At 64.4% G+C, this 26,398-nt stretch carries 26 protein-coding genes and 2 pseudogenes; 17 read left to right on the forward strand and 11 right to left on the reverse strand.

Features of this window, described 5'->3' with window-relative positions; genetic code table 11:
• Positions 1–66: 66 nt before the first annotated feature.
• The 7 genes from NKI47_RS20590 to NKI47_RS20620 all read left to right on the forward strand — a co-directional run bounded on the left by NKI47_RS20590 (position 67) and on the right by NKI47_RS20620 (position 5,614).
• Positions 67–1,386 carry an MFS transporter gene (locus NKI47_RS20590; protein ID WP_352593234.1) on the forward strand — a complete coding sequence of 440 codons (1,320 nt, stop codon included), beginning with the start codon at positions 67–69 and terminating at the stop codon, positions 1,384–1,386.
• A gap of 107 nt (positions 1,387–1,493) precedes the next feature.
• A complete protein-coding gene (locus NKI47_RS20595) occupies positions 1,494–2,678 on the forward strand; it encodes a cell wall hydrolase (protein ID WP_352593237.1) in 1,185 nt (394 codons plus the stop codon).
• 257 nt (positions 2,679–2,935) lie between these two features.
• A complete protein-coding gene (locus NKI47_RS20600; RefSeq protein ID WP_023716852.1) occupies positions 2,936–3,334 on the forward strand; it encodes an AtpZ/AtpI family protein in 399 nt (132 codons plus the stop codon).
• 70 nt (positions 3,335–3,404) lie between these two features.
• Positions 3,405–4,163, forward strand: coding sequence for a F0F1 ATP synthase subunit A (locus tag NKI47_RS20605; RefSeq protein ID WP_352579870.1), 759 nt, complete (start codon positions 3,405–3,407; stop codon positions 4,161–4,163).
• A gap of 67 nt (positions 4,164–4,230) precedes the next feature.
• On the forward strand, positions 4,231–4,455 hold the full coding sequence (locus tag NKI47_RS20610) for a F0F1 ATP synthase subunit C (RefSeq protein ID WP_006206606.1): 225 nt from the start codon (positions 4,231–4,233) through the stop codon (positions 4,453–4,455).
• 81 nt (positions 4,456–4,536) lie between these two features.
• Positions 4,537–5,112 (forward strand): F0F1 ATP synthase subunit B, encoded by a 576-nt coding sequence (locus NKI47_RS20615; RefSeq protein ID WP_352593240.1) that lies wholly within the window; start codon positions 4,537–4,539, stop codon positions 5,110–5,112.
• A 10-nt stretch (positions 5,113–5,122) separates the two neighbouring features.
• Positions 5,123–5,614, forward strand: a complete 492-nt coding sequence (locus NKI47_RS20620; RefSeq protein WP_352593243.1) for a F0F1 ATP synthase subunit B — start codon at positions 5,123–5,125, stop codon at positions 5,612–5,614.
• A gap of 180 nt (positions 5,615–5,794) precedes the next feature.
• Here the strand turns inward: NKI47_RS20620 and rnhB are convergent, their stop codons facing one another.
• Together rnhB and NKI47_RS20630 are read right to left on the reverse strand one after the other, a co-directional pair.
• On the reverse strand, positions 5,795–6,490 hold the full coding sequence (gene rnhB, locus NKI47_RS20625; protein ID WP_352593246.1) for a ribonuclease HII: 696 nt from the start codon (positions 6,488–6,490) through the stop codon (positions 5,795–5,797).
• A 165-nt stretch (positions 6,491–6,655) separates the two neighbouring features.
• Positions 6,656–7,810 carry a PA0069 family radical SAM protein gene (locus tag NKI47_RS20630; RefSeq protein WP_254818651.1) on the reverse strand — a complete coding sequence of 385 codons (1,155 nt, stop codon included), beginning with the start codon at positions 7,808–7,810 and terminating at the stop codon, positions 6,656–6,658.
• A gap of 151 nt (positions 7,811–7,961) precedes the next feature.
• On the opposite strand from NKI47_RS20630, the gene NKI47_RS20635 reads away from it, so the two are divergent.
• Together NKI47_RS20635 and NKI47_RS20640 are read left to right on the forward strand one after the other, a co-directional pair.
• A complete protein-coding gene (locus tag NKI47_RS20635; protein WP_352593249.1) occupies positions 7,962–8,465 on the forward strand; it encodes a glycosyltransferase in 504 nt (167 codons plus the stop codon).
• A 188-nt stretch (positions 8,466–8,653) separates the two neighbouring features.
• A complete protein-coding gene (locus NKI47_RS20640) occupies positions 8,654–9,628 on the forward strand; it encodes a phytanoyl-CoA dioxygenase family protein (RefSeq protein WP_352449928.1) in 975 nt (324 codons plus the stop codon).
• Positions 9,629–9,661: 33 nt separating this feature from the next.
• Here the strand turns inward: NKI47_RS20640 and moaB are convergent, their stop codons facing one another.
• The 6 genes from moaB to NKI47_RS20670 form a co-directional block, all read right to left on the reverse strand.
• A complete protein-coding gene (gene moaB, locus NKI47_RS20645) occupies positions 9,662–10,204 on the reverse strand; it encodes a molybdenum cofactor biosynthesis protein B (protein WP_352489568.1) in 543 nt (180 codons plus the stop codon).
• Positions 10,191–11,093 carry a 4-(cytidine 5'-diphospho)-2-C-methyl-D-erythritol kinase gene (locus NKI47_RS20650; RefSeq protein ID WP_352593421.1) on the reverse strand — a complete coding sequence of 301 codons (903 nt, stop codon included), beginning with the start codon at positions 11,091–11,093 and terminating at the stop codon, positions 10,191–10,193. The genes moaB and NKI47_RS20650 overlap by 14 nt, the downstream gene beginning before the upstream one ends.
• A 26-nt stretch (positions 11,094–11,119) precedes the next feature.
• A complete protein-coding gene (locus NKI47_RS20655) occupies positions 11,120–11,305 on the reverse strand; it encodes a membrane protein (RefSeq protein ID WP_023674078.1) in 186 nt (61 codons plus the stop codon).
• An 81-nt stretch (positions 11,306–11,386) separates the two neighbouring features.
• Positions 11,387–12,244 carry a S49 family peptidase gene (locus NKI47_RS20660; protein WP_352456850.1) on the reverse strand — a complete coding sequence of 286 codons (858 nt, stop codon included), beginning with the start codon at positions 12,242–12,244 and terminating at the stop codon, positions 11,387–11,389.
• 87 nt (positions 12,245–12,331) lie between these two features.
• Positions 12,332–13,132: a tRNA1(Val) (adenine(37)-N6)-methyltransferase gene (locus tag NKI47_RS20665; protein WP_352593253.1), complete on the reverse strand. Its 801-nt coding sequence runs from the start codon at positions 13,130–13,132 to the stop codon at positions 12,332–12,334.
• Entirely contained in the window at positions 13,132–13,356 is a 225-nt protein-coding gene (locus NKI47_RS20670; RefSeq protein ID WP_023674082.1) for a putative signal transducing protein, read from the reverse strand. The genes NKI47_RS20665 and NKI47_RS20670 overlap by 1 nt, the downstream gene beginning before the upstream one ends.
• 160 nt (positions 13,357–13,516) lie before the next feature.
• On the opposite strand from NKI47_RS20670, the gene NKI47_RS20675 reads away from it, so the two are divergent.
• Positions 13,517–14,533 (forward strand): polyprenyl synthetase family protein, encoded by a 1,017-nt coding sequence (locus tag NKI47_RS20675; protein ID WP_352593256.1) that lies wholly within the window; start codon positions 13,517–13,519, stop codon positions 14,531–14,533.
• Between the two features lie 26 nt (positions 14,534–14,559).
• Here the strand turns inward: NKI47_RS20675 and NKI47_RS20680 are convergent, their stop codons facing one another.
• Entirely contained in the window at positions 14,560–15,993 is a 1,434-nt protein-coding gene (locus NKI47_RS20680; RefSeq protein WP_352593258.1) for an MFS transporter, read from the reverse strand.
• Between the two features lie 104 nt (positions 15,994–16,097).
• Here NKI47_RS20680 and NKI47_RS20685 point away from each other — a divergent pair, with 104 nt between their 5' ends.
• The 4 genes and pseudogenes from NKI47_RS20685 to NKI47_RS20700 all read left to right on the forward strand — a co-directional run.
• Positions 16,098–16,703 carry a TetR/AcrR family transcriptional regulator gene (locus NKI47_RS20685; RefSeq protein WP_352593260.1) on the forward strand — a complete coding sequence of 202 codons (606 nt, stop codon included), beginning with the start codon at positions 16,098–16,100 and terminating at the stop codon, positions 16,701–16,703.
• A 209-nt stretch (positions 16,704–16,912) separates the two neighbouring features.
• Positions 16,913–18,688 carry a tetratricopeptide repeat protein gene (locus tag NKI47_RS20690; protein WP_031211039.1) on the forward strand — a complete coding sequence of 592 codons (1,776 nt, stop codon included), beginning with the start codon at positions 16,913–16,915 and terminating at the stop codon, positions 18,686–18,688.
• Between the two features lie 267 nt (positions 18,689–18,955).
• Positions 18,956–19,669, forward strand: a pseudogene (locus tag NKI47_RS20695) (glycine--tRNA ligase subunit alpha); the annotation flags it as partial.
• Positions 19,670–19,816: 147 nt separating this feature from the next.
• Positions 19,817–19,999 (forward strand): annotated as a pseudogene (locus NKI47_RS20700) (glycine--tRNA ligase subunit alpha); the annotation flags it as partial.
• Here the strand turns inward: NKI47_RS20700 and NKI47_RS20705 are convergent.
• The gene (locus tag NKI47_RS20705; protein WP_352593262.1) at positions 19,996–20,169 is read right to left on the reverse strand and encodes a hypothetical protein; all 174 of its coding nucleotides are present in this window, start codon (positions 20,167–20,169) and stop codon (positions 19,996–19,998) included. The pseudogene NKI47_RS20700 and the gene NKI47_RS20705 overlap by 4 nt on opposite strands.
• A 277-nt stretch (positions 20,170–20,446) precedes the next feature.
• Between NKI47_RS20705 and NKI47_RS20710 the strand changes: the two genes are divergently transcribed.
• Entirely contained in the window at positions 20,447–23,212 is a 2,766-nt protein-coding gene (locus NKI47_RS20710) for a glycine--tRNA ligase subunit beta (RefSeq protein ID WP_352593264.1), read from the forward strand.
• A 29-nt stretch (positions 23,213–23,241) separates the two neighbouring features.
• On the opposite strand, the gene NKI47_RS20715 is transcribed toward NKI47_RS20710, so the two are convergent.
• A complete protein-coding gene (locus NKI47_RS20715; protein WP_352593267.1) occupies positions 23,242–23,673 on the reverse strand; it encodes a hypothetical protein in 432 nt (143 codons plus the stop codon).
• A gap of 159 nt (positions 23,674–23,832) precedes the next feature.
• On the opposite strand from NKI47_RS20715, the gene NKI47_RS20720 reads away from it, so the two are divergent.
• Both NKI47_RS20720 and NKI47_RS20725 read left to right on the forward strand, forming a co-directional pair.
• A complete protein-coding gene (locus NKI47_RS20720; RefSeq protein WP_352593270.1) occupies positions 23,833–24,822 on the forward strand; it encodes an L-threonylcarbamoyladenylate synthase in 990 nt (329 codons plus the stop codon).
• 9 nt (positions 24,823–24,831) lie between these two features.
• Entirely contained in the window at positions 24,832–26,262 is a 1,431-nt protein-coding gene (locus NKI47_RS20725; protein ID WP_352593273.1) for an FAD-binding oxidoreductase, read from the forward strand.
• Positions 26,263–26,398 lie beyond the last annotated feature (136 nt).

Consider the following 26,398-nt stretch of genomic DNA (forward strand, 5'->3'; position numbering starts at 1 on the left):
CGAAGCTATGGCGGTAGAGAGAGCGCGTCAAGACCGAATGCAGCCGACCCATGCAGGAGCTGAACCATGTCCGCTGTCGCCACACGAGCAGATTGCAAACCGCTTCGCCCGGCCGCCGTTGCCGCCCCGTCAGAAGCGGCGGCACTTCGACCCAATCATCGCTGGAAGGTGCTGGGCATCGGCGTCGCCGCCAATGCCTGCTTTTCCGCGACCTTCTCCGGCATTCCGGCGACGGCGGTGTTCCTGCGCTCGGGCTACCATCTCTCCAATGGCGAACTCGGCCTGGCGCTTGGCCTTCTCGGCCTGGGCGTGGCGCTGAGCGAATTGCCGTGGGGGCTGCTGACCGATCGCTGGGGCGACCGCCGCGTTCTGCTGACGGGGCTCGGCGCAACCGCGGTTTGGCTGCTTGTCATGGCCGCGCTGGTCGTGCCGTCACCGGCCCATATTCCCGGCATCGCGCTTCTCGCCGCTGCCCTGCTGGTCACCGGATTGCTCGGCGGCAGCGTCAACGGCTCCAGCGGCCGCGCCATCATGGCCTGGTTCGGCGAAGGCGAGCGCGGCTTTGCCATGAGCATCAGGCAGACGGCGGTGCCGCTTGGCGGCGGGCTTGGCGCGCTCGTGCTGCCATCGCTCGCTTCAGCCCATGGCTTCACGGCAGTCTTCGGACTTCTGGCGGCTGCATCCGCGGTCTCGACCTCGCTCGCCTGGCGCTGGCTGCATCAGCCGCCGGCGCATGACGATGCCAATTCGGGCAGCATGGCATTGTCGGCCGGCCCGGCGCCGCTGCGCAACCCGGCCGTCTGGCGCATCGCAACAGCCATCGGCCTGCTTTGCTTTCCGCAGGTGGCGGTGCTTACATTTGCTTCCGTGTTCCTGCATGATTTCGCCGGCATGGGAACAGCCGTGATCAGCGCCAGCCTGGCTGCCGTGCAGGTCGGCGCCATGGTCATGCGCGTCTGGAGCGGCCGCTACACCGACCGTCACGGCAACCGCCGGTCGTTCCTGCGTCTGTGCAGCATGCTGAGCGTGGCCGCCTTCACCGTGCTTGCGGCGCTCGTCTTGTTTTCGGCCCAATTCTTGTCAGGCCAAGCGCCGATGCTGTCGCCGGCGATGGTCGCGATGCTGGTCGTGGCCGGCATCTGCGTCTCCTCCTGGCATGGCGTCGCCTACACCGAGCTTGCGACGCTGGCCGGCGCGAGCCAGGCCGGAACGGCGCTCGGCCTTGCCAACAGCCTGGTCTTCATTGCCTTCTTCCTGGTGCCGATCGCCATTCCCGGACTTCTCGTGCTCTGCTCGTGGGCAGGCGTCTGGCTGGGTGCGGCTATTTGCGCGCTGATCGCCTGGCCGATCTTTCTTCCGTCAAGCGATGGCCGCAAAAGCGCCTGACTTCGACACGAGATGGGAAAACAACGTTCTAAGCTGTTAACGCCCCATCAAGGTTAATGCATCATTGTAGCTCTCCAGTGGGGTCCGTTGCGTTTCTGGAGAGTTCCGTGCATCGACGTGTTTTGACGCGGCTTGTCGCCGCCGCCGGTGAGAAAAAGCGTTCCTTCCTGTCTCCGTTTATTATTGGCCTTGGCATCTGGATCGGCTTTCCGACGGTCGCTGCCTATCAGGACATGACCAGCCTGGTCTCCGGCCTGGAGGCGCCGAGCGTCCGCTGGAACGCCTATGTCGAGAAATCCGTCGCCGGCTCCGTTCACGCCGCCGAAATGCCCTTCCTCGATTCCAGCAGCACCGGCTCGCTCTCCGGCTCCGGCGTCCAACTGCCCGGCATCGGCTCCGTCTCGTTTCGCGGCAAGGGCGGCATCGCCGGCACGACGCCGGACGAGAACCGCATCACGCGTGCCGACAAGAAGGGCCGCATCATCCAGGTCTCGCCCGTCTCGCCGCCGAAGAACTTCAACGCCGGCTCGATCTTCGAGCGCACCTCTTCGCTGCTCCGCCCAAGCATGGACAGCGGCCTGAGGATGGCTTTCGCCAAGCCCGAGATCAAAGGCAAGGAAATCCAGATCGCCGCCGCCTTCCACACGCGCATCGACAAGAAGCCGGATTCCGGCGTGCCGGCGATGCTTGCCGCGCTGGTCAACAATGATCATCCTGACGTGCTGGCGACCGCTTACGCCTCGTCGGTCCCCGATTACGCCAAGGCGTCGCCTTTCGAGGCCTTGCTGCAGGACGAGGACGCGAACGATGGCCGCTTCATTCCGCCGCTGAGCAAGGGCGATCATTCTTGGATGCAGACGCCGCTGCCGGCGAGCGTCTTTTCCAAACCGGAGCAGGCCTGTCTCGCCAACGGCATCTATTTCGAGGCGCGCGGCGAAGCCGTGCGTGGCCAGGCCGCCGTCGCCCAGGTCATCCTCAACCGCGTCCGCAACCCGGCCTATCCGAACTCGATCTGCGGCGTCGTCTACCAGAACGACAACTGGTTCAACCGCTGCCAGTTTTCCTTCGCCTGCGACGGCAGGAAGAAGCGCATCGACAACCCCGCTGCCTACCAGACCGCACAGGATGTCGCCATGGCCGTCACAGCCGGCAAGATCTTCATTCCGGAAGTCGGCTCGTCGACCCATTATTACGCCAACTACGTCCATCCGGGCTGGGCGCGGACGATGCAGAAAATGACCAGGATCGGCCTGCACATCTTCTACCGCACCTATGGCGGCGGCTGGAGCTGAGCGCTCGGGCAGCCCTTGCATCTTTCCCGCGAGAGCGGCCGATCGAAGACGCATCGCCGTAGGGATTCGGCCGCAGCCCGCCAGAGGCCGCGTCGGGCACGATGTCGCACCCGAGCAAGTAGCTGATTTATAACAAAAAAATACTTGAGCTTGAACGTCCGCCCGTGGCTTGACGGGCGCGGACCCTCTAACTATGTTGCCGGCGACTTTAAGAAGCGGACGGACGGCGACGGTCTGACCGGGCAGGAGGGGGTTGCGTGGCCGACAAGAATGGGCCAGACGGAACCGGCAAAACCGGCCGCGGCAAGCAGCATGAAGCCGACATCCGCGACGACGATCTTGAGCGCCGCCGGCGCGACCTTGAAGCATCGCTTGCGACAAGGCGGCCTGATCGGCTCGAGGGGAAAGACGACGCGAAAGCGGGCAGTGTGGCCGGGTACGGCCAGGCGCTCAAGCTGTCCAGCGAGTTCATCGCCGGGATAGTGGTCGGCGCGGCTCTCGGCTGGTTTATCGATCGCGTGGCGGGGACATCGCCATGGGGTCTGATAGTCGGGCTGCTGCTGGGTTTTGGCGCCGGCGTGCTCAATGTCCTGCGTTCAGCCGGGCTTGTGTCGGAATTCGGAACGGGCGACAAGCCGCGCGATCCGAAAGAATGAATTGAGGCGCCGCATGCCGGCGCATTGAACAGGATACTGAAGCCGTCTGCGGCTTTGATGGGGATTTAAAGTGGCTGCTGACAAGGTCGATCCGATCCACCAATTCCAGATCCATCCGATCATTCCGATTCACATCGGCGGCTACGACCTGTCTTTCACCAATTCGGCACTGTTCATGCTTGCGACGGTCGCTGTCGCATCGGCGTTTCTCTACCTCAGCACGTCGAGCCGCAGCCTGGTTCCGGGCCGCCTTCAGTCGGTCTCGGAAATGGCCTATGAATTTGTCGGCAATATGCTGAGGGACGCGGCGGGCACGCAAGGCATGAAGTTCTTCCCCTTTGTGTTCTCGCTGTTCATGTTCGTGCTTGTCGCCAACCTGCTTGGCCTGTTCCCGTATTTCTTCACCATCACCAGCCACATCATCGTCACTTTCGGCCTCGCTGCGCTGGTGATCGGAACGGTCGTTGTCTACGGCTTCACCAAGCACGGCCTTGGCTTCCTGAAGCTGTTCGTCCCGCACGGCGTGCCGGTTTACCTGCTGCCGTTGGTGGTGCTGATTGAGGTGATTTCCTTCGTCTCGCGTCCGGTCAGCCTCTCGGTTCGTCTGTTCGCCAACATGCTCGCCGGTCACATCACGCTGAAAGTGTTCTCGGGGTTTGTCGTCAGCCTGAGCGCGCTCGGCGCGGTCGGCGTGGCGGGTTCGGTTTTGCCGCTGGCGATGGCCGTGGCGCTGACGGCGCTGGAGCTGCTGGTCGCGTTCCTGCAGGCCTACGTCTTTGCCGTGCTGACCTGCATGTATCTCAACGACGCCCTGCATCCCGGGCACTGACAAGGTTTCCGGCATTGCCGCCGGATCGAATTTGCAACGGAATTTTAGATCCAAAGGAGTTGAATAAATGGACGCAGAAGCAGCAAAGTACATCGGCGCCGGCATCGCATGCCTCGGCATGGGCGGCGCGGGCATTGGCCTCGGCAACATTTTCGGCAGCTATCTGGCGGGCGCGCTGCGCAACCCGTCGGCCGCCGACGGCCAGTTCGGCCGTCTGATCTTCGGCTTCGCCGTGACCGAAGCGCTGGGTATTTTCTCGCTTCTCATCGCGCTTCTCGCCCTGTTCGGCTGAATGCTTGTTCGGCTGAACATTGGGAAGAATTGAACAGGCCGGCCGCGATCCTGCGGCGGGCCTGAATTTCGGGGATAGTCCATGTTCGTGACATTTGCCTTTGCGCAAGAGCCCGCGCCCGCCGTCGAAGGTGGCAGCGCTGGCACCGGTGTGCCTGCCGAGGCGCACGGCACGTTCCCGCCATTCAATCCGGCGACGTACCCCTCGCAGCTTCTATGGCTGGCAATCACCTTCGGGCTGTTTTATCTCTTCTTGAAACGGGTGGTGATGCCGCGCGTTGGTGGCATCATCGACGTGCGCAACGACCGCATTACCCAGGATCTCGACCATGCTGCCCGGCTGAAAAGCGAGGCCGATGCCGCCGTTGCCGCCTATGAGCAGGAATTGGCGGAAGCCAAGGGCAAGGCCAATGCGATCGGCCAGCAGGCCAACGATGCGGCCAAGGCGGAAGCCGAAGCTGCCCGCAAGACGATCGAAGCCGCCCTCGACCAGAAGCTTGGCGAGGCCGAGGCGCGTATTTCTTCCATCAAGGCCAATGCCATGAAGGAAGTCGGCACGATCGCCGAGGATACCGCTTCAGCCATCGTCGAGGCGCTTGTCGGCGGCAAGGCCAGCAAGGCCGAAATCGCGGCCGCGGTCAAATCCGTGGCCGGGTGAGGAGCGCATCATGGACGCCACATCTCTCGCGACGCTTTGGGCAACGGTTGCTCTCGTAATCTTCCTCGGCATCGCCATCTACATCAAGGTGCCGGGCATGATCGCCAAGGCGCTCGATGCGCGTGCCGACAAGATCAGCTCCGAGCTCGAGGAAGCGCGGCGGTTGCGCGAAGAGGCCCAGCAACTGCTCGGCCAATACCAGCGCAAGCGCAAGGAAGCCGAGCAGGAGGCCGCGGCCATCGTCGCCGCCGCCAAGCGTGAAGCCGACATGCTTGCCGCCGAGGCGCACAAGAAGACCGAGGACTATGTCGCCCGGCGCACCGCCTTGGCCGAGCAGAAGATCGGCCAGGCCGAGCGCGAAGCGATCGGCGAAGTGCGCACCAGCGCCGTCGATATCGCGGTCGAAGCCGCGCGCGCGCTGCTGGCCGGCAAGATCGACGCCAAGGCCGGCGCCGACCTGTTCAACGCCTCGCTGCAGGATTTGAAGTCGAAGCTGAACTGAGCGGAGCGTAATCTCCCCCCTCGAGGGGGAGATGGCCGGCAGGCCAGAGGGGGTCGCCGCGCGTGAAGCGCCAGCCTTCTCTTTCGTCCCGCATGGCGTCGCGCCAGGACGTACCGACCCCCTCTGTCGCCTTTGGCGACATCTCCCCCTCGAGGGGGAGATCACACCATGCCGAATCGCTCAATCCAAACCCGAAAAACCCTCTTCCTCCAGCACCTCGGTGCCGCCGAACCGGAACGGCGCGAAGGAGGCGCGGTGCAGCCGCGCCACTGGTCCATGCAGATCGATCGCCGTGCGATGGCGCACAGTGGCGTAGCCCATATGGAGTTCGAAGCCGTAACGCGCATGATGGCTGCCGCAGCCGCACATCATGCGGTCGCGCATCACCTTGGCGACGATCGAGGCTGCGGCGATCGACTGCGAGCGCTGGTCGCCCTTGATCAGTGCTTTGCCCTCGCAGGGCAGGCCGGGCGGCACGTCGCGGCCGTCGGCCAGTGCCAGCTTCGGCCGGATTGACAGGCCGGCCACGGCACGGCGCATCGCCTCCAGGCTGGCCTTGAGGATGTTGGAGGCATCGATGCCTTCGGCGCTGACCGACGCCATCGATACGGCGAGTGCGGAGCCAAGGATTTTCAGGAACAGCGCCTCACGCTGCAAATGCGTCAGCCGCTTGGAATCGTCGAGGCCGTCGGGGATGTTGGCGGGATCGAGCACCACCGCTGCCGCTACCACCGGCCCGGCGAGCGGGCCGCGGCCGGCCTCGTCCATCCCCGCCACCGGCCACAGGCCTTCGGCCACCGCCTTCGTCTCGAACGAGAAGTCGGGTTTCTCGACGATTTCGAAGAGAAGCGGAGAATCGGAACGCGGGCGAGCCATGGTGCGGCGAGGTTCGCATCGGCTCCGATTCTCCGCAAGTCCCTCCGGGTCGGGCGGGGCACCGGACCAGGAGGGGCTACCGTCTGCAAGCCCGGGGACAGGACAGGCCGGACGGGATGTTTCGCCTGCTGCGGCCGCTTCAAGCGGCTGGCGCGAGACGCTTTGTCACAGCAGCATCAGCTGCTCGGTTGCCTTGGCAGCGGGGACGAACTGGTCGGTCCTGAGCGAGCGCCGCTCGGCGTTGAGGCCGAGCCGTTTGGCGGCGATCTCGAAACGCCGGCCGATCTGCCAGGCATACGGGCCGGAGCCTTTCATGCGCTTGCCCCATTCCGAATCGTAGTCCTTGCCGTCGCGCATCGAACGGATCAGCGACATGACGTGGCGATAGCGGTCGGGATAGTGGCGCAGCAGCCAGTCCTTGAAGATAGGCGCGACCTCCAGCGGTAGGCGCAGCAGCACATAACCGGCCTCGCGTGCGCCAGCTGCCTGCGCCGAATCGAGGATGCGCTCCATTTCCGGGTCGGTCAGTCCGGGGATGATCGGCGCGACCATCACCGAGGCCGGAATGCCGGCGTCCGAAAGCTGCCTGATCGCCTCCAGCCGCTTGGTCGGCGTCGACGCGCGTGGCTCCATGGTGCGCGCCAGCATGCGGTCGAGCGTCGTCACCGACAATGCCACCTTGGCCAGCCCGCGTTCGGCCATGCGTGACAGAATGTCGATGTCACGCGTCACCAGTGCCGATTTGGTGACGATGCCGACCGGATGGCCGCGCGCCTCCAGCACTTCGAGGATCTCGCGCATGATCCGGTATTGCTTCTCTATCGGCTGGTAAGGATCGGTGTTGGTGCCTATGGCGATGGTGCGCGGCTGGTAATTATCCCTGGACAATTCCTTGTCGAGCAGCCGCGCCGCATCCGGCTTGGCAAACAGCTTCGATTCGAAATCCAGCCCCGGCGACAGGCCCATGAAGCTGTGCGTCGGCCGCGCGAAACAATAGACGCAGCCATGTTCGCAGCCGCGATAGGGGTTGATCGAGCGGTCGAAGGAGATGTCGGGCGATTCGTTGCGCGTGATGATGGTGCGCGGCTTCTCGACCTGTACCTCGGTCTTGAACGGCGGCAGCTCCTCCAGCGAATTCCAGCCATCGTCGAACACATGCCTGCTGACCGGCTCGAAACGGCCGGACGGATTGATGCCCGCCGACCTGCCGCGATTGCGGTCCGGACGGACGCGCATGCCGCTCTGCTCGATCATAGCATTCGCCATTTCGGCCCTGCCAGCGCCGAAGGCTGCAATGTCGGCACGCACGATCTGTTCCATCTTGGCCCTTTCCCAGGGACTGTCCGCCCGCTGTCGAATCGCTCTGCTCATGAATGTATTCCTATCGTATTGATGAGAACAAAGCAAGAACTTTCTCGCGGCGCGCCGCAAAAACTGGCGCTGCCCACCGCTTTCCGCTATTCGGCTAAACATGCTCAGCGTCCTGATCGAAACCCTGAATGACGAGGAGGGCCTTGCCCGCACGCTCGCCTCGCTGATCGGCGGCGCGGTCGAAGGCGTGGTGCGCGACGTTCTCGTCTGCGACACCGGCTCGACCGATCAGACGCACCGCGTCGCCGAACATGCCGGCTGCCACTATGTCAGCGGCGGCATCGCCGCCGGCATCAGGCAGGCCAAGGGCGACTGGCTGCTCTTGCTGGAACCGGGCGCGCGGCTGGGAGAGGGCTGGATCGACGAGGTCGTCGCCCATACCGCCAGGCAAACCATGGCGGCGCGGTTCTCGCGGGCACGCGGCAGCCGCGCGCCGTTCCTGTCGCGCGTCTTTGCCGGAAATCGCGCTCTCGCCGAAGGCTTGGTGATCAGCAAGCGTCAGGCCGCGGCGCTGTCGAAGAACGCCCGCAGCGCCGAAGCGATCGCCCGCGGCCTGGCGACCAGGAGGCTCCACGCCGAGATCTGGGTCGCGCCGCGGAATTGACGGCTTACCGTCCCGGTCCGGGGAACCCGCCCCAAGCAAATTTTCTGGCGGGTCGTCGTTTATTGTGCATTGCACAAAATCTGGCCGGGGGTTACCATTCCCGGCGATATGGGCGAATAGGGTTTGGGGTGTGCCGGAGCGGCGACGACTAACGTCGATGCTGTTCCCTCGATATTGTGAGGACCCCGATGACCCTTTCAAGCCCTGACAAGTCCGGCGCTGCAAGCCTCGAGGCGATCGCACGCAACGGCGGTACGCTGCGCCGCATCGCCGCCCGCATCCCGACCTATCTTTCCGACCTTCGCGAGAATCCGGCATGGCTGCCGATGTTCATGCTGGCGCGCACCATGCCGGCGCGGCGCCTGCACTGGCGCGGCGCGAAGCCGGTTCCGCCGGCGCGCAATGTCGGTGAAACGATGTTCGCCGGCGTCGATCGCGATGCCGTCGTCGGCGCGCTGCGGACGGAGGGGCTCTATTCGGGCCTGATGCTGCCGGCCGCCATCCATGAGGAGATCGCCCGCTTCGCCGAGCGCACGCCATGCTTCGGCAATTTCGACCGCCGGCTGGAATTCCTGCCCGAAAAACACGCCGATGCCGAAAAGCATTTCGGCCGCCCGCTGCTCAGCGGTCACTATTTCGAACGGGTCCTCGACTGCAACGCTGCGGTCGCCGTGCAGCGCGATCCGCTGCTTCTCGATATCGCAGCGCACTATCTCGGCAGCCAGGCCAAGCTGATCACGACCCGCGTCTGGTGGAGCTTTCCGACCGGTGGCGTCTCGGACGCCGACAAGAACATGGCCTCGCTCGGCAAATACCATTTCGACCTCGACGACTGGCGCATGCTGAAGTTCTTTTTCTACCTGGTGCCGGTCGACGCCGACACTGGGCCGCATGTCTATGTCCGCGGCTCCCATAACCGCCGCATCCTGAAGCATCAGCTGACGCTGCTGGTCGGCCATTCGGCGGAAGAGGTGCTGGGCGTCTACGGCGAGCAGAGCCCGGTCACGCTGACCGGGCCGGCCGGCCTCGGCTTTGTCGAGGATCCGTTCGGCTTCCATATGGGCACCGTGCCGACGCGCACGCCGCGGCTGATGATGGAGGTTGGCTTCGGCGTGTCGCCGCCGTCGCGCCGGCGTTTTCACGGCGAGCCGGTCATTCGCTAAACCGAGGTCGCTTGGCTGATACCTCGGTTCGTCTCAGCCGCGCCGCAAATGCTCGTCCAGCCGCGGCATGATCTCGACGAAGTTGCAGGGCATGTGCCGATAATCGAGCTGCGGCTTCAAGATGCCGTCCCAGGCGTCCTTGCAGGCGCCGGGCGAGCCCGGCAGCACGAAAACGAAGGTGGCGTTGACGACGCCGCCGGTTGCCCGGCTCTGGATCGTCGAAGTGCCGATCTTGTCGTAGGAGATGCGGTGGAACACTTCGGAAAAGCCGTCCATGCGCTTTTCGAAGATCGGCTCCAGCGCTTCCGGCGTCACGTCGCGGCCGGTGAAGCCGGTGCCGCCGGTGGTGATGACGACATCAATCGCTTCGTCCCTTGACCAACCCAGGACCTTGTCGCGGATCTTGTCGCGGTCGTCGGTGACGATGTCGCGGGCGGCCAGGACATGGCCAGCCTCGGCAATGCGGTCGGCCAGCGTCTGCCCGGATTTGTCGTCGGCGAGGCTGCGCGTATCGGAAACGGTCAGTACCGCGATGCGCACGGGAACGAAGGGGCGGCTCTCGTCAATCCTGGCCATGGGCATCAACCTCCGATGTCACGCTTCGCGTCGCCGCGACAAACCAGTCGGGATGGCGGCTGCGAATATCGACGGCCGCGCGCTTGGCCACATTGCCGGTCTCGAACAGCCCGAAGCAGGTGGCGCCTGAACCGGACATCCTGGCAAAACCGGCTCCGGCCTTGTTGAGCACGGAAAGCGCCTTGCCGATCGCGGGCTGGATTGCGCGCGCCGCAGGCTCGAGATCATTGCGGGTGATCTCCAGCCAGTTGCGGATGCTGTGGAAGTCGAGGTTGCGCGGCAGCGGCGGCAGCCCCGCATTGTCGCGGCGGCCAAGCGCCTCGAACACGTCGGCCGTCGAGACGGCAGTGCCGGGATTGACGAGCACCAGACCCAGCGCCGGGAAACCCGGCACGAGCGTCAGCTCGTCGCCGATGCCGCGGGCTATCAGCGGCTTGGCTGCGAGGCACATCGGCACGTCGGCGCCGAGTGACAGGCCGATCCGCGCCAGTTCGGCATCGCCGACATCAAGTCCCCAGGTCTGGACCAGGGCGCGCAGCACAGCCGCCGCATCGCTCGACCCGCCGCCGACACCGGACGCGACCGGCAGGTTCTTTTCGAGCCTGATGGCGACAGCAGGTGCGTGCTGGGGACCGGCCTCGCGCCGCAGTGCATCGCGCGCTCTCACCACCAGATTATTGTCGTCGACCGGCACCGCGGAGGCGTATTTGCCGGACACGGAAAACCCATCGCTGTCGGCAAGTTCCGTCTCGATGCGGTCGCCGAAGCGCGTGAACACAGCCAGGCTTTCGATCGTGTGATAACCGTCGGCGCGCCGGCCGGTGACGTGCAGCGCGAGATTTATCTTGGCGTGCGCGTGCGACGCCCGGATGCTGGCCTCGGAGTTCACTGGCTCGGCCGCGTGGGGGACGACGGTCAATCCTTGGCCAGACGGTATTCGCCGGTCTTCGGGTCCTTGACCAATGTTCCCATCGTGCCGTTGGCGGCCTGCTTTTCGGTACGCCGCACCTTGGCGGTCACACGCTCGGCTTCCCTGACGAAGGAGCGGTAGCCGAAATAGGCGGCAATGCCGACGACGGCGAAGAAAATGATCTGCGGCATGTCAAACTCCTCCCTCGCAAGGCCGGCAAGGCGGCCGGTCGGGTCGGTTGATGATTTATGCTAGACGCTTTCACCAGCTTTTCAAAGCCCGAAGCGCGCCCACAGCGCGCGCTCTTCCGCCGCATCGATGACGCCGCTTGCCGCGGCGGCGGCAATATCGGGCGCCGAAAAGCTCGAGCCGAACAGGCCGAAGCGGCCGAACAGGCCGCGCGGCGCGGTGATCAGCTTGAGCTGGGTTTTCGGCCCGAAACGGCTCTTCAGCACGCTGCGCATGTCGCCGAGCGCATCGACCAGCCCGAGCTCCAGCCCCTTTTTGGCCGTCCAGAAAAGTCCGGTGAACAGGTCGGGATCGTCCTTGAGCTTGCTGCCGCGCCTGTCCTTGACGAGATCGATGAAGGTCTCGTGGACCTCGAGCTGCAGCGCCTTCAGGCGCTCGACGTCTTCCTTCTTTTCCGGCTTGAACGGGTCGAGCACCGCCTTGTTCTGGCCGGCGGTGTGGACGCGGCGCTCGACGCCGATCTTCTTCAACAGCTCCGGAAAGCCGAACGAGGCCGACACCACGCCGATCGAGCCGACGATGGAGGACGGGTCGGCAAAGATCTCGTCGCCGGCGACCGCGATCATGTAGCCGCCCGAGGCCGCCACGTCCTCGACGAAAACCAGGACTTTCTTGTTCTTCTCGCTCGCCAGGTCGCGGATGCGCCTGAAGATCAGCCGCGACTGCACCGGCGAGCCACCTGGCGAATTGATCGAGATGGCGACCGCCGGCGCGTCGAAGGAAAACAGCTTTTCGAGAAGGCCGGCGGTGGAAGCGAGCGACAGGCTCGGCCGGAACTGGCCGCCGCCGGGCATGATCGTGCCGTGCAGCCGGATGACCGGAATGGTGACGACGGTGGAGCGCCAGGATTTCGGCAGCAGGCGGTTGAAAAGGCGTTTCACGAGGGGGCTGTCTCCGGTCGATATGCTTGAGGCATGTAGGAATTCGCCGGCCAACGGCAATGCCGTCACCCCGGCAATCAAAATGGATCAATCTCCGAACAGCGACGCCAGCCCGTTATTGATCAGCTCCGCCCGTTCCGAGGGGCCATTGCCTGAGTAGGCATGCAGCATCAGCGGCGGCCGGATCGACAGTTTGCCGCGTGCGCCGAGAATTGCCCGGACGACGATGCGGATCGCTGCCGCCTCGGGGCGAGGGTGGACGGCCAGCATCTCGGCATCGCCGAAGCGGCCGGCGATGGCATCGAGGATGGCGCCGAGCTGTTCCGGCCTGGCGATGACGGCCAGCCCGCCGCCCGGCCTGACCACCGCGGCCGCGCTGCGGATCCAGCTGTCGAACTGCCCATCCTCCGAGACATGCGCGGCCTTTCTCAGCGGATCGGGCGTCGCGCGATCCTCGGCGGCATTGAACGGCGGGTTCATGATGACGAAATCGAAGCTGTTGTCCTCGAGGCCGGCGGCCGTTCGCGCCCGGCCCGACAGCGCGACATCGGCGACGAGCACCGAGGCGCGGTCGCTGAGATGCGCATTGCGGGGATGGGCAAGCGTGGTGGTGGCGAAGGCCGCCATTTCCGGGGAACGCTCGACAAGCACGGCCTCTGCAGCGGGGCAGCGCGACAGTACCGCCAGGCCGGCGGCACCGGCACCCGCGCCAAAGTCGGCAAGCCGCCCGGCGAACGAGGACGGCACGGCAGCCGCCAGCATCATCGCATCCATGCCGGCGCGGTGGCCCGCCTTTCTCGGCTGCACCAGCCAGAAGCGACCGCGATGGAAGGCGTCGACCGTATGAGCCGGCATGTCCGGGACAAGGGCAGCGGGCGACGCGGACATTATTTTTGGCGGATCTCGTTGGCGATGCCGGCATCCGTCAGGATGCGCCGCGCCGCATCGGCCTTGTCGGCATCCACCATGACACGGCGGGGCAGGATGCCGATCGAGCCGTCGAGGACGCTCATGTTCTGGTCGGCGACGAAACAGCCGATGCCGGCATCGCGCATCAGCGATTCGACAAACGAAATGATGACGGCGTCGTTGGTGCGGATGAGCTCTATCATCGGATGAAACTCGCAGTTTGCGGCGTTGATGTAAACGTAGGCGTGATCATGTACCAGAGCCGGCGCGCCAATTCGCCTCTTGCCGCGCCGGTGGGTGACACCCTAGAGTCTGTCCAGGGACCATGTTGCCGTCGTGCATATCGAGGTTGGGAGTTTTGCCGTGGGTGTCGTTCTCAACATTGAAAACGGGAAGCGCGAAGCCGCCTCGATAAAGGACCTCATCGACCTGACCGTGGCCGACATGGGGCGCGTCAACAAATTGATCCTGTCGAAGGCCGGCTCCGATGTCGAGATGATCCCGGAGATTGCCAACCATCTGATCTCGTCCGGCGGCAAACGGCTGCGGCCGATGCTGACGCTCGCCGCGGCCCAGATGTTCGGCTATTCCGGCGACGGCCATGTCAAGCTCGCCACATCGGTCGAATTCATGCATACCGCGACACTTCTCCACGACGACGTCGTCGACGAAAGCGGCATGCGGCGCGGCAAGAAGACGGCGCGTATGATCTGGGGCAACCAGGCCAGTGTTCTGGTCGGTGATTTCCTGCTCGGCCAAGCCTTTCGCATGATGGTCGATGTCGGCTCGCTTGAAGCGCTCGATATCCTGTCGAGCGCGGCCTCGGTCATCGCCGAAGGCGAGGTGATGCAGCTCGCTGCCGCAAAAAACCTCGAGACCACCGAGGATGAGCATTTCGCGGTGATCAAGGCCAAGACCGCGGCGCTGTTTTCGGCCGCCGCCGAGGTCGGCCCCGTCATCGCTCAGGCGACGCGCAATGATCGCGCAGCACTCCGCTCCTACGGCATGAATCTCGGCCTTGCCTTCCAGCTGATCGATGACGCGCTGGATTACGGCGGCACCAGCAAGGACCTCGGCAAGAATGTCGGCGACGATTTCCGCGAGGGCAAGGTCACGCTGCCGGTGATCCTCGCCTATCGGCGCGGCACCAAGGCCGAGCGCAGCTTCTGGAAACGCGCCATCGAGGACAATGCCGCCGACGATGCCGGGCTGGAGAAGGCCATCGGCCTGATGCTCCGCCACGGCGCAATTGCCGACACCATCGGGCGCGCCCGCCATTTCGGCGAGATCGCCCGCGACGCGCTGGCGCCGCTCGAGGCGACGCCGCAGAAATCGGCGCTGATCGACGTCATCGATTTCTGCATCAGCCGGGTGAATTGAGAGGCATCGGCGCCCCGCGCTTGTTCTCATCGAGCCTTTGCCGGAAGAACCATTGCTGCCAGCAGGCTAACGACGATACCCGCCGCCGCGAGCCAGAAGGCGACCTGGATGCCGTCGGCGACGGCAATTTTCAACGCATTGCCGGACAATTCGCCGATTTGGCTGTTGGCAATCGCAATCAGCACGGCCATGCCGATGGCGTTGCCGACATTGAGCGTCGTCGAAGCCATCCCCGAGGCGACGCCTTGCTGGTCATGGGCAACGCCGGAAGCGGCGGCAATCCACATTGCGGTCCAGACGATGCCTTGTCCGACGCCGGAGACGATCAGGCCGGGTACGAGGGACAGATAGCTGCTGTCGGCAGTCGCGCCTGATACCATCAATGCTGTGCCGACCGCGCCGACGATCATGCCGCCGACCAGGGTGCTGCGCGTCGAAAAGCGCGTTGCCAGACGCTCGCCGGCTTGCGTACCGGTGGCGATGGCGACCGACGGCACGAGAAAGGCGAGGCCCGTCTGCAAGGCAGTGAAGCCGTGCACGTTCTGCAGCAGCACGGTGAGGAAGTAGGGCAGCGCGCCGAAAGTGGCCATGCAGAGGAAGGTTATCGTCATGCCGGCGACAAGGCTGCGGTTGTGGAACAGGCGCAGCGGCATCAGCGGATCGGCGCTGTTGGCCTCGATTACGGTGAAGGCGATCAGGAAGAATGCCGCCAGTGCCGCGCTGGCGATGATTGCGCCAGAGCCCCAGCCATATTCGGGCCCCTGAACCAGGGTGAAGACAAGCAGCGTCGCGCCGGCGGTGACGGTCAGAGCGCCCGGCAGATCGAAGCTGCGCTGCTCGTGCCACTTGCGATCGCGCGGGATGATGGCGAAAGCCGCGATGATGGCGATCCCGGCCAGCAGCACGTTGACATAGAAGACCGACGGCCAGCCGAAGGCGCTGGTCAGAAACCCGCCGGCAAGCGAACCGAGCGTCAGGCCGCTGGCGCCCGCGCCGCCCCAGACGGCGACCGCCCGGTTGCGTTCCGGTCCCTCGGCGAACAGGCGGTTGATCAGCGACAGCGTCGCAGGAAACAGGAACGCGGCGCCGATGCCTTGCACGGCGCGGGCCGCGATGATGATTTCCGGCGACCAGGCGAGGCCGCCGACCAGAGATGAGAGCGCGTAGAGCCAGAGCGCGAAGATGAAGACGCGGCGCTGGCCGATCAGGTCGGCGGCCCGGCCGCCGAACAGCAGGAAGCCGCCGGTGAACACGGTGTAGGCGCTGACCACCCACTGCAGGGTCTGGCCTGAAAATCCGAGGCCGGCGCCGATCTCCGGCAGCGCCACGAAGACGATGTTGAGGTCGAGCGAGATGATGAGCTGCGCGAAGGCGAGCAGCGCCAGCGTTGCGCCATGTTTCGCCGTGCTTGCTCCTTGCGTTATCGCCCCGAGCGGCGCGCCTTGATCGAGTGAACTCATGTCGGACTCCTTGTCGACAATTATTTAATGATCGACAAAGAACTGAGATTTGCAATCCCAAGTCAAGCGGATTATTTGTTGATCGACAAAAATTGGAGACCGCCATGGCAGGCAGGCCAAGGCAATTCGACCGCGACCAGGCGCTGGAGAAAGCCCGCGACGCTTTCTGGAGGCGCGGCTACGAGGGCACTTCGATGGCCGATCTCGTATCGGCGCTTGGCCTCGCATCGGCGCGCATCTATGCCGCCTTCGGCTCGAAGGAGGATCTGTTTCGCGAAGCGGTGGCGCTTTACGAGGCCAATGAGGGCGGCTTCGCCACGCGCGCGCTGGAGGAAGAACCAAATGTCCGGCGCGTCATCGAGCGCATGCTTCGCGAAGCCGTAGAAATTTATACGAGGCCGGGGCGGCCGCAGGGCTGCATGGTGGTGACGGCCGCGACCAATTGCGCCGTGGAAAATGACGCCGTGCTGCAATGGCTGGCGGAGCATCGGCTGGCGCGTACCGCGTCGATCGTCGAGCGATTGAAAAAGGCCGTGCGCGATGGCGAATTGAAGCCGGATACCGATGCCGAGACGCTGGGTGACTATTACGCCACGCTGATGCACGGCCTTTCGGTCCAGGCACGCGACGGCGTGCCGAAAAAGCGGCTGCACGATCTTGTCACCATCGCCATGCAGGCGCTCGATCCAAGCCTTTGGCAAACGTCCTGAGTTCCGGGCCGTGACGCCGGTTTGCCATTGCCGGATTGTCGCAATGCAGTCGCGCGACCTCTTTCGGCATGGTTTATTAATTGCTTGACCCGATTGTGAATTCGGGCCGGGTTGAAGCACGACCCCAAAAAGGCCATGCTTTATCTGTAAAGATCGAGTCTACGGCGATCCCGCTGACGCGGAGATGGCGTTTGGCTGAAAGGGATATGATGCGGCAAGGATATGCGCGCTGGCTGACGGGGCTGGCAATCGCGACGGGCATGGCGATCTCGGCTTTGCCGGCGCATGCCAAACAGACCGCCGAGCCGGTCAGGATCACATCCTTCTCGGGGGCCTATCTTGCCGCCAGGATCGCCGACGGCGACAACGACCTCGACAGCGCCATTTCCTATTACAAGCAGGCGCTTGCGTTCGATCCGAACGATACGGGACTGCAGCAGAGCCTGATGCTGTCGCTGATCGCGCAGGGTCGCTTCGACGAATCCCTGGTCTATGCCGACAAGCTCAAGGCGGTTCCCGACGTCGAGCGCTTCTCGCGCCTGGCGCTGGCCATCGATTCCTTCCACAAGAAGGATTTCTCCAAGGCCGAATACTGGCTCAAGCTGTCGCTCGAATCCGATCTCGACCGGCTGATCTCCGGCGTCATGACCGGCTGGGCCAAGCAAGGTGCGGGTGACGCCGGCGAGGCCATGGCTTCCATCGACAAGCTGCAGGGCCCCGACTGGTTCAGCCTGTTCAAGTCCTTCCACCGCGCCTTGATTGCCGACGCCTCCGGCCTGCCCGACAGGGCGGATGCGCTCTACACCGCCACCGTGCAGGACACGGCGGCAGGCGGTGCGGCCCCCGAAACATGGATGCGCAACGCGCAGGCCTACGCCTCTTTCCTCGCCCGCAAAGGCGACAAGGCCAAGGCGCTGTCGGTGCTCGACAAGGCCGAGGCGTTCGCCCCCGGCAAGGTCGAGATTGCGGCCCTTCGCGACAAGATCAACAAGGGCGAAAAGATCGAGCCCTTCGTTGCCGGTCCGTCGGACGGCGCCTCGGAAATCCTGCTCGATCTCGCCACCGCGCTCAACCGCGGCGGTGGCGAGCCGTTCGTGCGGCTTTATCTGCAATATGCGCTGGCGCTGCGGCCCGACAACGACGCGGCGCTCGTTCAGCTCGCCGCCGTTGCCGAGCAGTTGAAGGACGGCGAGGGCGCCATCGCGCTCTATCGCCGCATTCCCGCTGGCTCGCCGCTGAAGGAGCTTTCGGACCTGCAGCTTGGCCTCAACCTTGCCGATCTCGACCGCAACGACGAGGCGATCGCTCACCTCAAGGCCATCGTCGATGCGCATCCAGACGACATGCGCGCCTATCTGGCGCTCGGCGGCGTCTATTCCTCGAAGGAGGATTTCCGCTCCGCCGCCAATCTTTACGACAAGGCAGTCGAGGTGCTGAAGACGCCGACCGCCGCCAACTGGAACATTTTCTACCAGCGCGGCATCGCCTATGAGCGACTGAAGGAATGGCCGAAGGCCGAGCCGAATTTCCGCAAGGCGCTGGAGCTCTACCCCGACCAGCCGCAGGTTCTGAACTATCTCGGCTATTCCTGGGTCGACAAGAACATGAACCTCAAGGAAGGCCTCGCGATGATCCAGAAGGCCGTCGACCTGAGGCCGAGCGACGGCTACATCGTTGATTCGCTGGGCTGGGCCTATTACCGCCTTGGCCAGTTCGACGATGCGGTGCGCGAAATGGAACGCGCCGTTTCGTTGAAGCCGGAGGATCCGGTGCTCAACGATCACCTCGGCGACGTCTACTGGCGCGTCGGCCGCAAGCTGGAAGCCACCTTCCAGTGGAACCAGGCCCGCGACCTGAAGCCGGACCCGGACGTGCTTGCCGCCTTGCAGCAAAAGCTGATGAAAGGCCTGCCGCCGATCGAATCCAACACAGCGCAGGAAACCCCGAACGTAAAGCCCGTGCCGGCGCCCGCGCCGAAGGGGTGACCCCTTCTTTCCTTCTCCCCTTGTGGGAGAAGGTGGATCGGCGCGCAGCGCCGAGACGGTTGAGGGGTGTTGGACGGATTGCCGTCGGTGCCAAGCTGGAACACCCCTCATCCGACCGAGCTTCGCTCGGCCACCTTCTCCCACAAGGGGAGAAGGGAACACCTTCAAAGGCCTGACCCCTCTGCCTTGACGCTTGCTGGCCAGGCATCTAGGACGTGCCGGCATCCCGCCTTTCCCGCCGAGGCCGCCGTGACCATTCCTGCCCACATGCACCCCAGCCGCTCGTTCCAAGGGCTGATCCTGACCTTGCATAATCATTGGGCGGACTATGGCTGCGTCGTCCTCCAGCCTTACGACATGGAAGTCGGCGCCGGCACCTTCCATCCGGCAACGACATTGCGCGCGCTCGGCCCAAAACGCTGGAACGCGGCCTATGTCCAGCCCTCGCGCCGCCCCAAGGACGGCCGCTATGGCGAGAACCCGAACCGGCTGCAGCACTATTACCAATACCAGGTGATCCTGAAGCCCAATCCGCCCAATCTGCAGGAGCTTTATCTCGGCTCGCTGGCCGCGATCGGAATCGATCCGCTGCTGCATGACATCCGCTTCGTCGAGGACGACTGGGAAAGCCCGACGCTGGGCGCCTGGGGGCTGGGCTGGGAGTGCTGGTGCGACGGCATGGAGGTCTCGCAGTTCACCTATTTCCAGCAGGTCTGCGGCATCGAATGCGCACCGGTGGCGGGTGAGCTCACTTATGGGCTGGAACGGCTGGCCATGTATGTGCAGGGCGTCGACAATGTCTACGACCTCAACTTCAACGGCCGCGAAGGCGCCGACAAGGTGACCTATGGTGACGTCTTTCTGCAGGCCGAGCAGGAATATTCGCGCCATAATTTCGAATTCGCCAACACCGCGATGTTGCTGCGCCATTTCGAAGACGCCGAAGCCGAGTGCAAGGCGCTGCTACAAGCCGGCGCGCCTATCTCCCCCCTCGAGGGGGAGATGCCCGCGAAGCGGGCAGAGGGGGTCGCCTCGGAAGGCACCGCAGGCCAGGCGTCGAGCACTGCACGAGCGACCCCTCCCGGCCAGACCTTGTCTGGCCACCTTCCGCTCAAGGGGGAGGGATATCACCGCATGGTCTTCCCAGCCTACGACCAGTGCATCAAGGCCAGCCACGTCTTCAATCTGCTCGACGCACGCGGCGTCATTTCGGTCACCGAGCGCCAGAGTTATATTTTGCGGGTGCGCAATCTGGCCAAGGCCTGCGGCGAGGCGTTTCTGCTGACGCAGGCGGGCGGAATGGCCGCTTAGCTCCAGGCGGTTTCGGCAGGGGCACTGATTGGCAACGTGCCTTGGCCGCTTGCACCGGCTATTGTCCGCAGCGCTTGCCTGACGCCGGGCATCGAGAACGTGCCGTGCACCTGCGCTGTAAAACAGGCGCTGAGCGCGAGGATCTTCAGGAATGTCGATGCCGTTTTCATGCTCGTTCAGCCAATAGCTCTCTGCCTGAGCGTTGGTCGCTTCAGCGCTGCGTTCGGTTCATGGAAATCTTTGATCCAAGGACGGGCGGACCGGCGTGTGTCCGACAGGCGGCTGAATTTTTTCGGAATTCGCCGTTAGATGTTCCGATCGCGCAGGCCCGATCTTGCTGGGAAGGGTGACAGCAGCCGACCGAGTTGCTATGCCCCGCTTACCTTCGCCTCGATGGGGGAGGACGCCGCGAAGCGGCGGCTGTTTCTTGTCGCGTGAGCTCTTTCAATGCCTGACCTGCTTCTAGAACTTCGTTCCGAGGAAATCCCCGCTCGCATGCAGCGCAAGGCGGCCGGCGACCTCCGAAAGCTGTTGACCGACGGTCTGGTCGAAGCCGGGCTGACCTATGAGGCGGCGCGCGAATATTGGACGCCGCGCCGGTTGGCGCTCGACATCCGCGGCCTGACCGCCCGCTCGAAGGACATCAGCGAGGAGATCAAGGGGCCCTCGACCAAGGCCCCCGAGCAGGCGGTGCAAGGTTTTCTGCGCAAGGCCGGCCTTGCCTCGATTGCCGAGGCGCATGTTCATTCCGATCCGAAGAAGGGCGACTTCTACGTCGCCCATATTTCCAGGCCGGGCAGGCCGGCGGAGCAGATCATCGCCGAGCTGGTGCCGGGCATCATCCGCAATTTCCCCTGGCCGAAATCGATGCGCTGGGGGCCGGCTTCGGCCAAGCCCGGCTCGCTGCGCTGGGTGCGGCCGCTGCAATCGATCCTGTGCACCTTCGGCCCCGAAACCGAGGAGCCGGTGGTCGTCGATTTCGAGATCGACGGCATCCGCTCCGGCAACGTCACTTACGGTCACCGTTTTCATGCGCCGGGCACCATCACGGTGCGCCGCTTTGACGATTATGTCGCCAAGCTTGAGGCGGCCAAGGTCGTGCTCGATGCCGACAGACGCAAGGAGATCATTCTTGCCGATGCCAGGAACCTCGCCTTCGCCAGCGGGCTCGACCTCGTCGAGGACGAGGGGCTGCTGGAGGAAGTGTCGGGCCTGGTCGAATGGCCCGTCGTGCTGATGGGCGAATTCGAGCAGGATTTTCTGGCCATTCCGGCCGAGGTGATCCGGCTCACCATCCGCGCCAACCAGAAGTGTTTCGTGACGACGCGCCAAATCTCCCCCCTCGAGGGGGATAGGTCGCCGAAGGCGACAGAGGGGGTCGCCTCGCGTGGATCGGCGGCATCCCCTGTCCGCGATAGGGAGTCGCGTCAGGTCGTGCCGACCCCCTCTGGCCTACCGGCCATCTCCCCCTCAAGGGGGGAGATCAGCCAATCGCCGCTCTCCAACCGCTTCATCCTGACCGCCAATATCGAGGCCAAGGATGGCGGCAAGGAGATCGCCCATGGCAACGGCAAGGTGGTGCGCGCGCGCCTGTCCGACGCGCTCTATTTCTGGAAGACCGACCAGGGCGACCTGCCGGATCTCGACCAGCTGCAGGCATCGGCGCAAAAGTTCGGACTCGACCTCAACAAGCCACTCGACCAGCGCATGGCCCGCCTCGACCACCTCAATGTAACGTTTCATGCCAAGCTCGGCACGCAAGGCGAGCGGGTGGAGCGGATTGCCAGGTTGGCCGAAGAACTAGCACCAATCGTGGCGCGCGCAATCTCCCCCCTTGAGGGGGAGATGGCCGGCAGGCCAGAGGGGGTCGCTTCGCGTGAAGCGCCGGCGTCCTCTGTCCAAAATAGGAAGCCGCATCAGGACGTGCCGACCCCCTCTGTCGCCTTCGGCGACATCTCCCCCTCGAGGAGGGGGGAGATTATCGCGCTCGCGCGCCGCGCCGCCGTGCTCGCCAAGGCCGACCTCACCACCGAGGTGGTCGGCGAGTTCCCGGAACTGCAAGGCGCCATGGGCCGCAAATACGCGCTGCTGCAGGGCGAGCATCCATCAGTCGCCGCCGCCATCGAGGAGCACTACAAGCCGCAGGGCCCGTCCGATCGCGTGCCGACCGATCCGGTGTCGGTGGCCGTGGCGCTTGCTGACAAGCTTGATACGCTGGTCGGGTTTTGGGCCATTGATGAAAAGCCCACCGGATCGAAGGACCCGTTTGCGCTGCGTCGTGCAGCACTGGGAGTGATCAGAATCTTGGTCGAGAATGAGGTCCGATTGGAGATTGCTATGCAGTTTATCCGTTCAGGGCGTCATCTAATGGCGCAACTGCTTCAAAAGGAGGCCGGCAAAGCCGAGGCTCGGCTTGCACCCATGCGAGCAATGGAAGAACTGTCCGGAAAAGGCTTGTTGAGCCAACTGACCAGCCTATCCGAACGCGCCTCTCAACTGATGTTTAGCGACGCCGATGTACCGCCTCAGGATTGGGAGATTGATCGCGCCCGCGACCTCCTCGCCTTCTTCCACGATCGCCTAAAAGTCTATCTCCGCGATCAGGGCGCGCGGCATGATCTCATCGACGCCGTACTGGCGGCGGGCTCGCGCCCAATCTCCCCCCTAGAGGGGGAGATGTCGCCGAAGGCGACAGCGGGGGGCGCTGTCCCGCCGGCGTCTCATTCTGTCGCGCCCCCCTCTGCCCTGCCGGGCATCTCCCCCTCAAGGGGGGAGATCGGCCAATCGTCCAACGACGATCTCCTTCAAATCGTCCGCCGCGTCGAAGCGCTTGGCTCCTTCCTCGACAGCGAGGACGGCAGGAACCTGCTTGCCGGCACCAAGCGCGCGGCCAACATCGTGGCTGCCGAGGAGAAGAAGGCGACGGCGATTGCAAGCAGCGTTGAGCCGGCTCTGTTCCGGGAGGACGCCGAAAAAACCTTGTTCGCGGCGGTGAATCAGGCCGAGAGGCAAGCCGGCGAAGCAATTCAAAACGAAGACTTTTCCGCCGCCATGCTGGCGCTTAGCGTGTTGCGCGAGCCGGTTGATTCATTCTTTGAGAAAGTCCTCGTAAACGATGAGGACCAGGCGGTGCGCGCCAATCGCCTGGCATTGCTCGCCCGCATCCGCGCGGCGACCGACCGGGTCGCCGATTTCTCCAAGATAGCCGGCTGACGTCTGGGAAAAAATCATCGCTTGTGGCGCTATTTCGGCTGGTCGGGAGCTGCTAGCGGCGCAGGCTGCTGCGCAGCTGCCTCAGGGGTTTTGCTGGCGACCTTTGGGTCGGCTTTGCTGTCCGCGGCGGGCGCGGCAGAATTGGCCGGCGCGGCTTTGGGCGCGGGCGTTGCAAAGGCATCGCCGACGATACCGCCGCGAATGATCATCGGACTTCCGTCGAAGCCATGACTCGGCTGGCTCGGGATTGCCGCGACCTTTTCATCGGTGACGTTTTCATTGACGTCAGGCAGCTTCTCGCCGAGCGCGTCGATCGACGGTGTTTTCGCCCGTTCGAGCGCGCCGGCACTTACAACCGAAGGCGTCGCCGTCGTTTGCCCGAGAAAAACGAGCGACGAGGCCTGTGCCGTGCCGGCCATAAACGCCAGACCAAGCGCTCCAAGGATACGCATCGAAAGCATGATAATTCCCCTTGCCCAACAAGACGGCACCGTAGCCGAGGGCAGTTGATGCCGGCTTGCGGGGAAACAGAGCATTTTAGTGATTTGCGATTCGCCTACGCCCGGACTTGCTCCGTCGGCGTCAGCGTATTAGGCACCCGCATCCGTGAGGTGACGACAGTGGCTGAAATTCGTGCCGTCGGCGAGGCGATGGAAAGGGCGTTGGCGCTGCTCGAGAGCGGCGATGTCGTCGCCATCCCGACCGAGACCGTCTATGGGCTGGCCGGCGACGCGACCAATGGCGTTGCCGTGGCTCGTATCTTCGAAGCCAAGGGCCGCCCTCGCTTCAACCCGCTGATCGCCCATATAGCCGACCCGGCGATGGCCGAGCGCATCGCGATGTTCGATCCGCTGTCGGAAAGATTGGCGCAGGCATTCTGGCCGGGGCCGCTGACGCTGGTGCTGCCGCAACGGCCCGGCAACGGCATTCATCCGCTGGTCACCGCCGGTCTGGAAACGATCGCGCTGCGCATGCCGAAAGGCTTTGGCGGCGAGCTGATCGCCAGGTTCGGCCGCGCGCTGGCGGCGCCAAGCGCCAATTCCTCGGGCAGGATCAGCGCCACGACGGCCGAGGCCGTGGCCGCCGATCTCGGTCCCCGGATCAAGCTTGTGGTCGATGGCGGCGCGACGCCGGTCGGGCTGGAATCGACCATTGTCAAGGTCGAAGCTGGAAAGCTGCGGCTGCTGCGGCCGGGCGGCATTGCCGCCGAAGAGATCGAAGCGGTGGCCGGGACAAAGTTGCTGCGCGGCGCTTCGGGCATCGAGGCGCCCGGCATGCTCGCCTCGCACTATGCCCCAGGTGCGGCAGTGCGGCTCAATGCTGCGGAGGTCGCACCGGGCGAAGCCTTGCTGGCCTTCGGCCGCCGCCGTGCCGAAGGCTGGCGCGATGCAGCCGCCCTGCGCAACTTGTCGGAGACCGGCGACCTGCGCGAGGCGGCAAGCAATCTCTTCGCCCATCTGCAGGATCTCGATGGCAGTGGCGCCAAAACCATCGCCGTCGAGCCGATCCCGTTCGACGGGCTGGGCGAGGCGATCAATGACCGGCTTTCGCGCGCCGCCGCCCCGCGTGACAAGATCGCCCCGCGTGACAAGATGGATTCAGCACCATAGTTTCCACCCATGAACGACATTTCCCCCGATCTCGACCCCGCCGTCGTCGCGCGCTTTGCGGCAATCGTCGGCGACAAATATGCGCTGCGCGACCAGCAGGACATCGCGCCTTACCTCACCGAGCGGCGCGGACTTTGGCACGGCAGGACGGCTTTGGTGCTGAGGCCGGGGAGCGTCGAGGAGGTCAGCAGCATCATGCGGCTGGCGACCGAAACTGGCACGCCCATTGTGCCGCAAAGCGGCAACACCGGGCTGGTCGGCGCGCAGGTGCCGGACGCATCCGGCCGCGAGATCGTGCTGTCGCTGTCGCGGCTGAACCGCATCCGCGAGATCGATACGCTGTCCAACACGGTGACGGTCGAAACCGGCGTCATCCTGCAGACGCTGCAGGAAGCGGCCGATGCCGCCGACCGGCTGTTTCCGCTGTCGCTTGCCGCGCAAGGCTCCTGCCAGGTCGGCGGCAATCTCTCGTCCAACGCCGGCGGCACCGGCGTGCTTGCCTACGGCAATGCGCGCGAGCTCTGCCTCGGCGTCGAAGTGGTGCTGCCGACCGGCGAAGTGTTCGACGATCTGCGCAAGCTGAAAAAGGACAATACCGGTTACGATCTGAAGAACCTGTTCGTCGGCGCCGAGGGTACGCTCGGCATCATTACCGCCGCCGTGCTCAAGCTGTTCCCCAAGCCCAAGGGGCGCGAGGTGGCGTTTGCCGGCCTGTCATCGCCGGAGGCGGCATTGTCGCTGTTCAGCCTGGCGATGGACCGTGCAGGGGCAGCGCTCACCGCCTTCGAGCTGATCGGCCAGAGGCCCTACGACTTCACGCTTGCCCACGCACAAGGCGTGGTGCGGCCGCTTGCCGGCGATTGGCCGTGGTATGTGCTGATGCAGATCTCGTCGGGCCGTTCGGCCGACGACGCAAGGGCGCTGATCGAGGAGGTGCTGGAGGCAGGCCTCGAGCAAGGCATCGTCGGCGATGCGGTGATCGCGGCAAGCATGGCCCAGGGCGATGCGTTCTGGAATTTCCGCGAGGTGCTGCCCGAGGCGCAGAAACCGGAAGGTGCTTCGATCAAGCACGACGTCTCGGTGCCGGTGGCGTCAATCCCGCCCTTCATTGAAAAGGCCGCCGTCGCCGTGCAATCGGTCAGTCCCGGCGCGCGCGTCGTCTGCTTCGGCCACATGGGCGACGGGAACCTGCACTATAACATCTCCCGGCCGGCCGACGGCGATGACGAGGCGTTTCTCGGCCTTTACCACGTCATGAACAAGGCCGTGCACGACGTCGTGCGCGCGTTTCATGGCTCGATCTCGGCCGAGCACGGCATCGGCCAGTTGAAGCGGGACGAATTGATCGCGACGGCGCCGCCGATGGCGATCGAGCTGATGCGCAGGGTGAAGGCCGCCTTCGATCCGGCCGGCATCATGAATCCGGGTAAGGTTATCTGATCCTTTCGCCGGCCTGCGCCGGTTGGCATTCCGATAACCATCCGCCCCGGATCAGCAAAATTTAACCGACTTTCTTAAGCGCGAGGATAAGAAGCCCGCGCTAATGTTTCTCCACAAACGAGGCTGGGAAAACCGG

Origin of the sequence: Mesorhizobium sp. M0633, assembly GCF_040320645.1 — a bacterium.
In the GTDB taxonomy this organism is placed as follows: Bacteria; Pseudomonadota; Alphaproteobacteria; order Rhizobiales; family Rhizobiaceae; genus Mesorhizobium.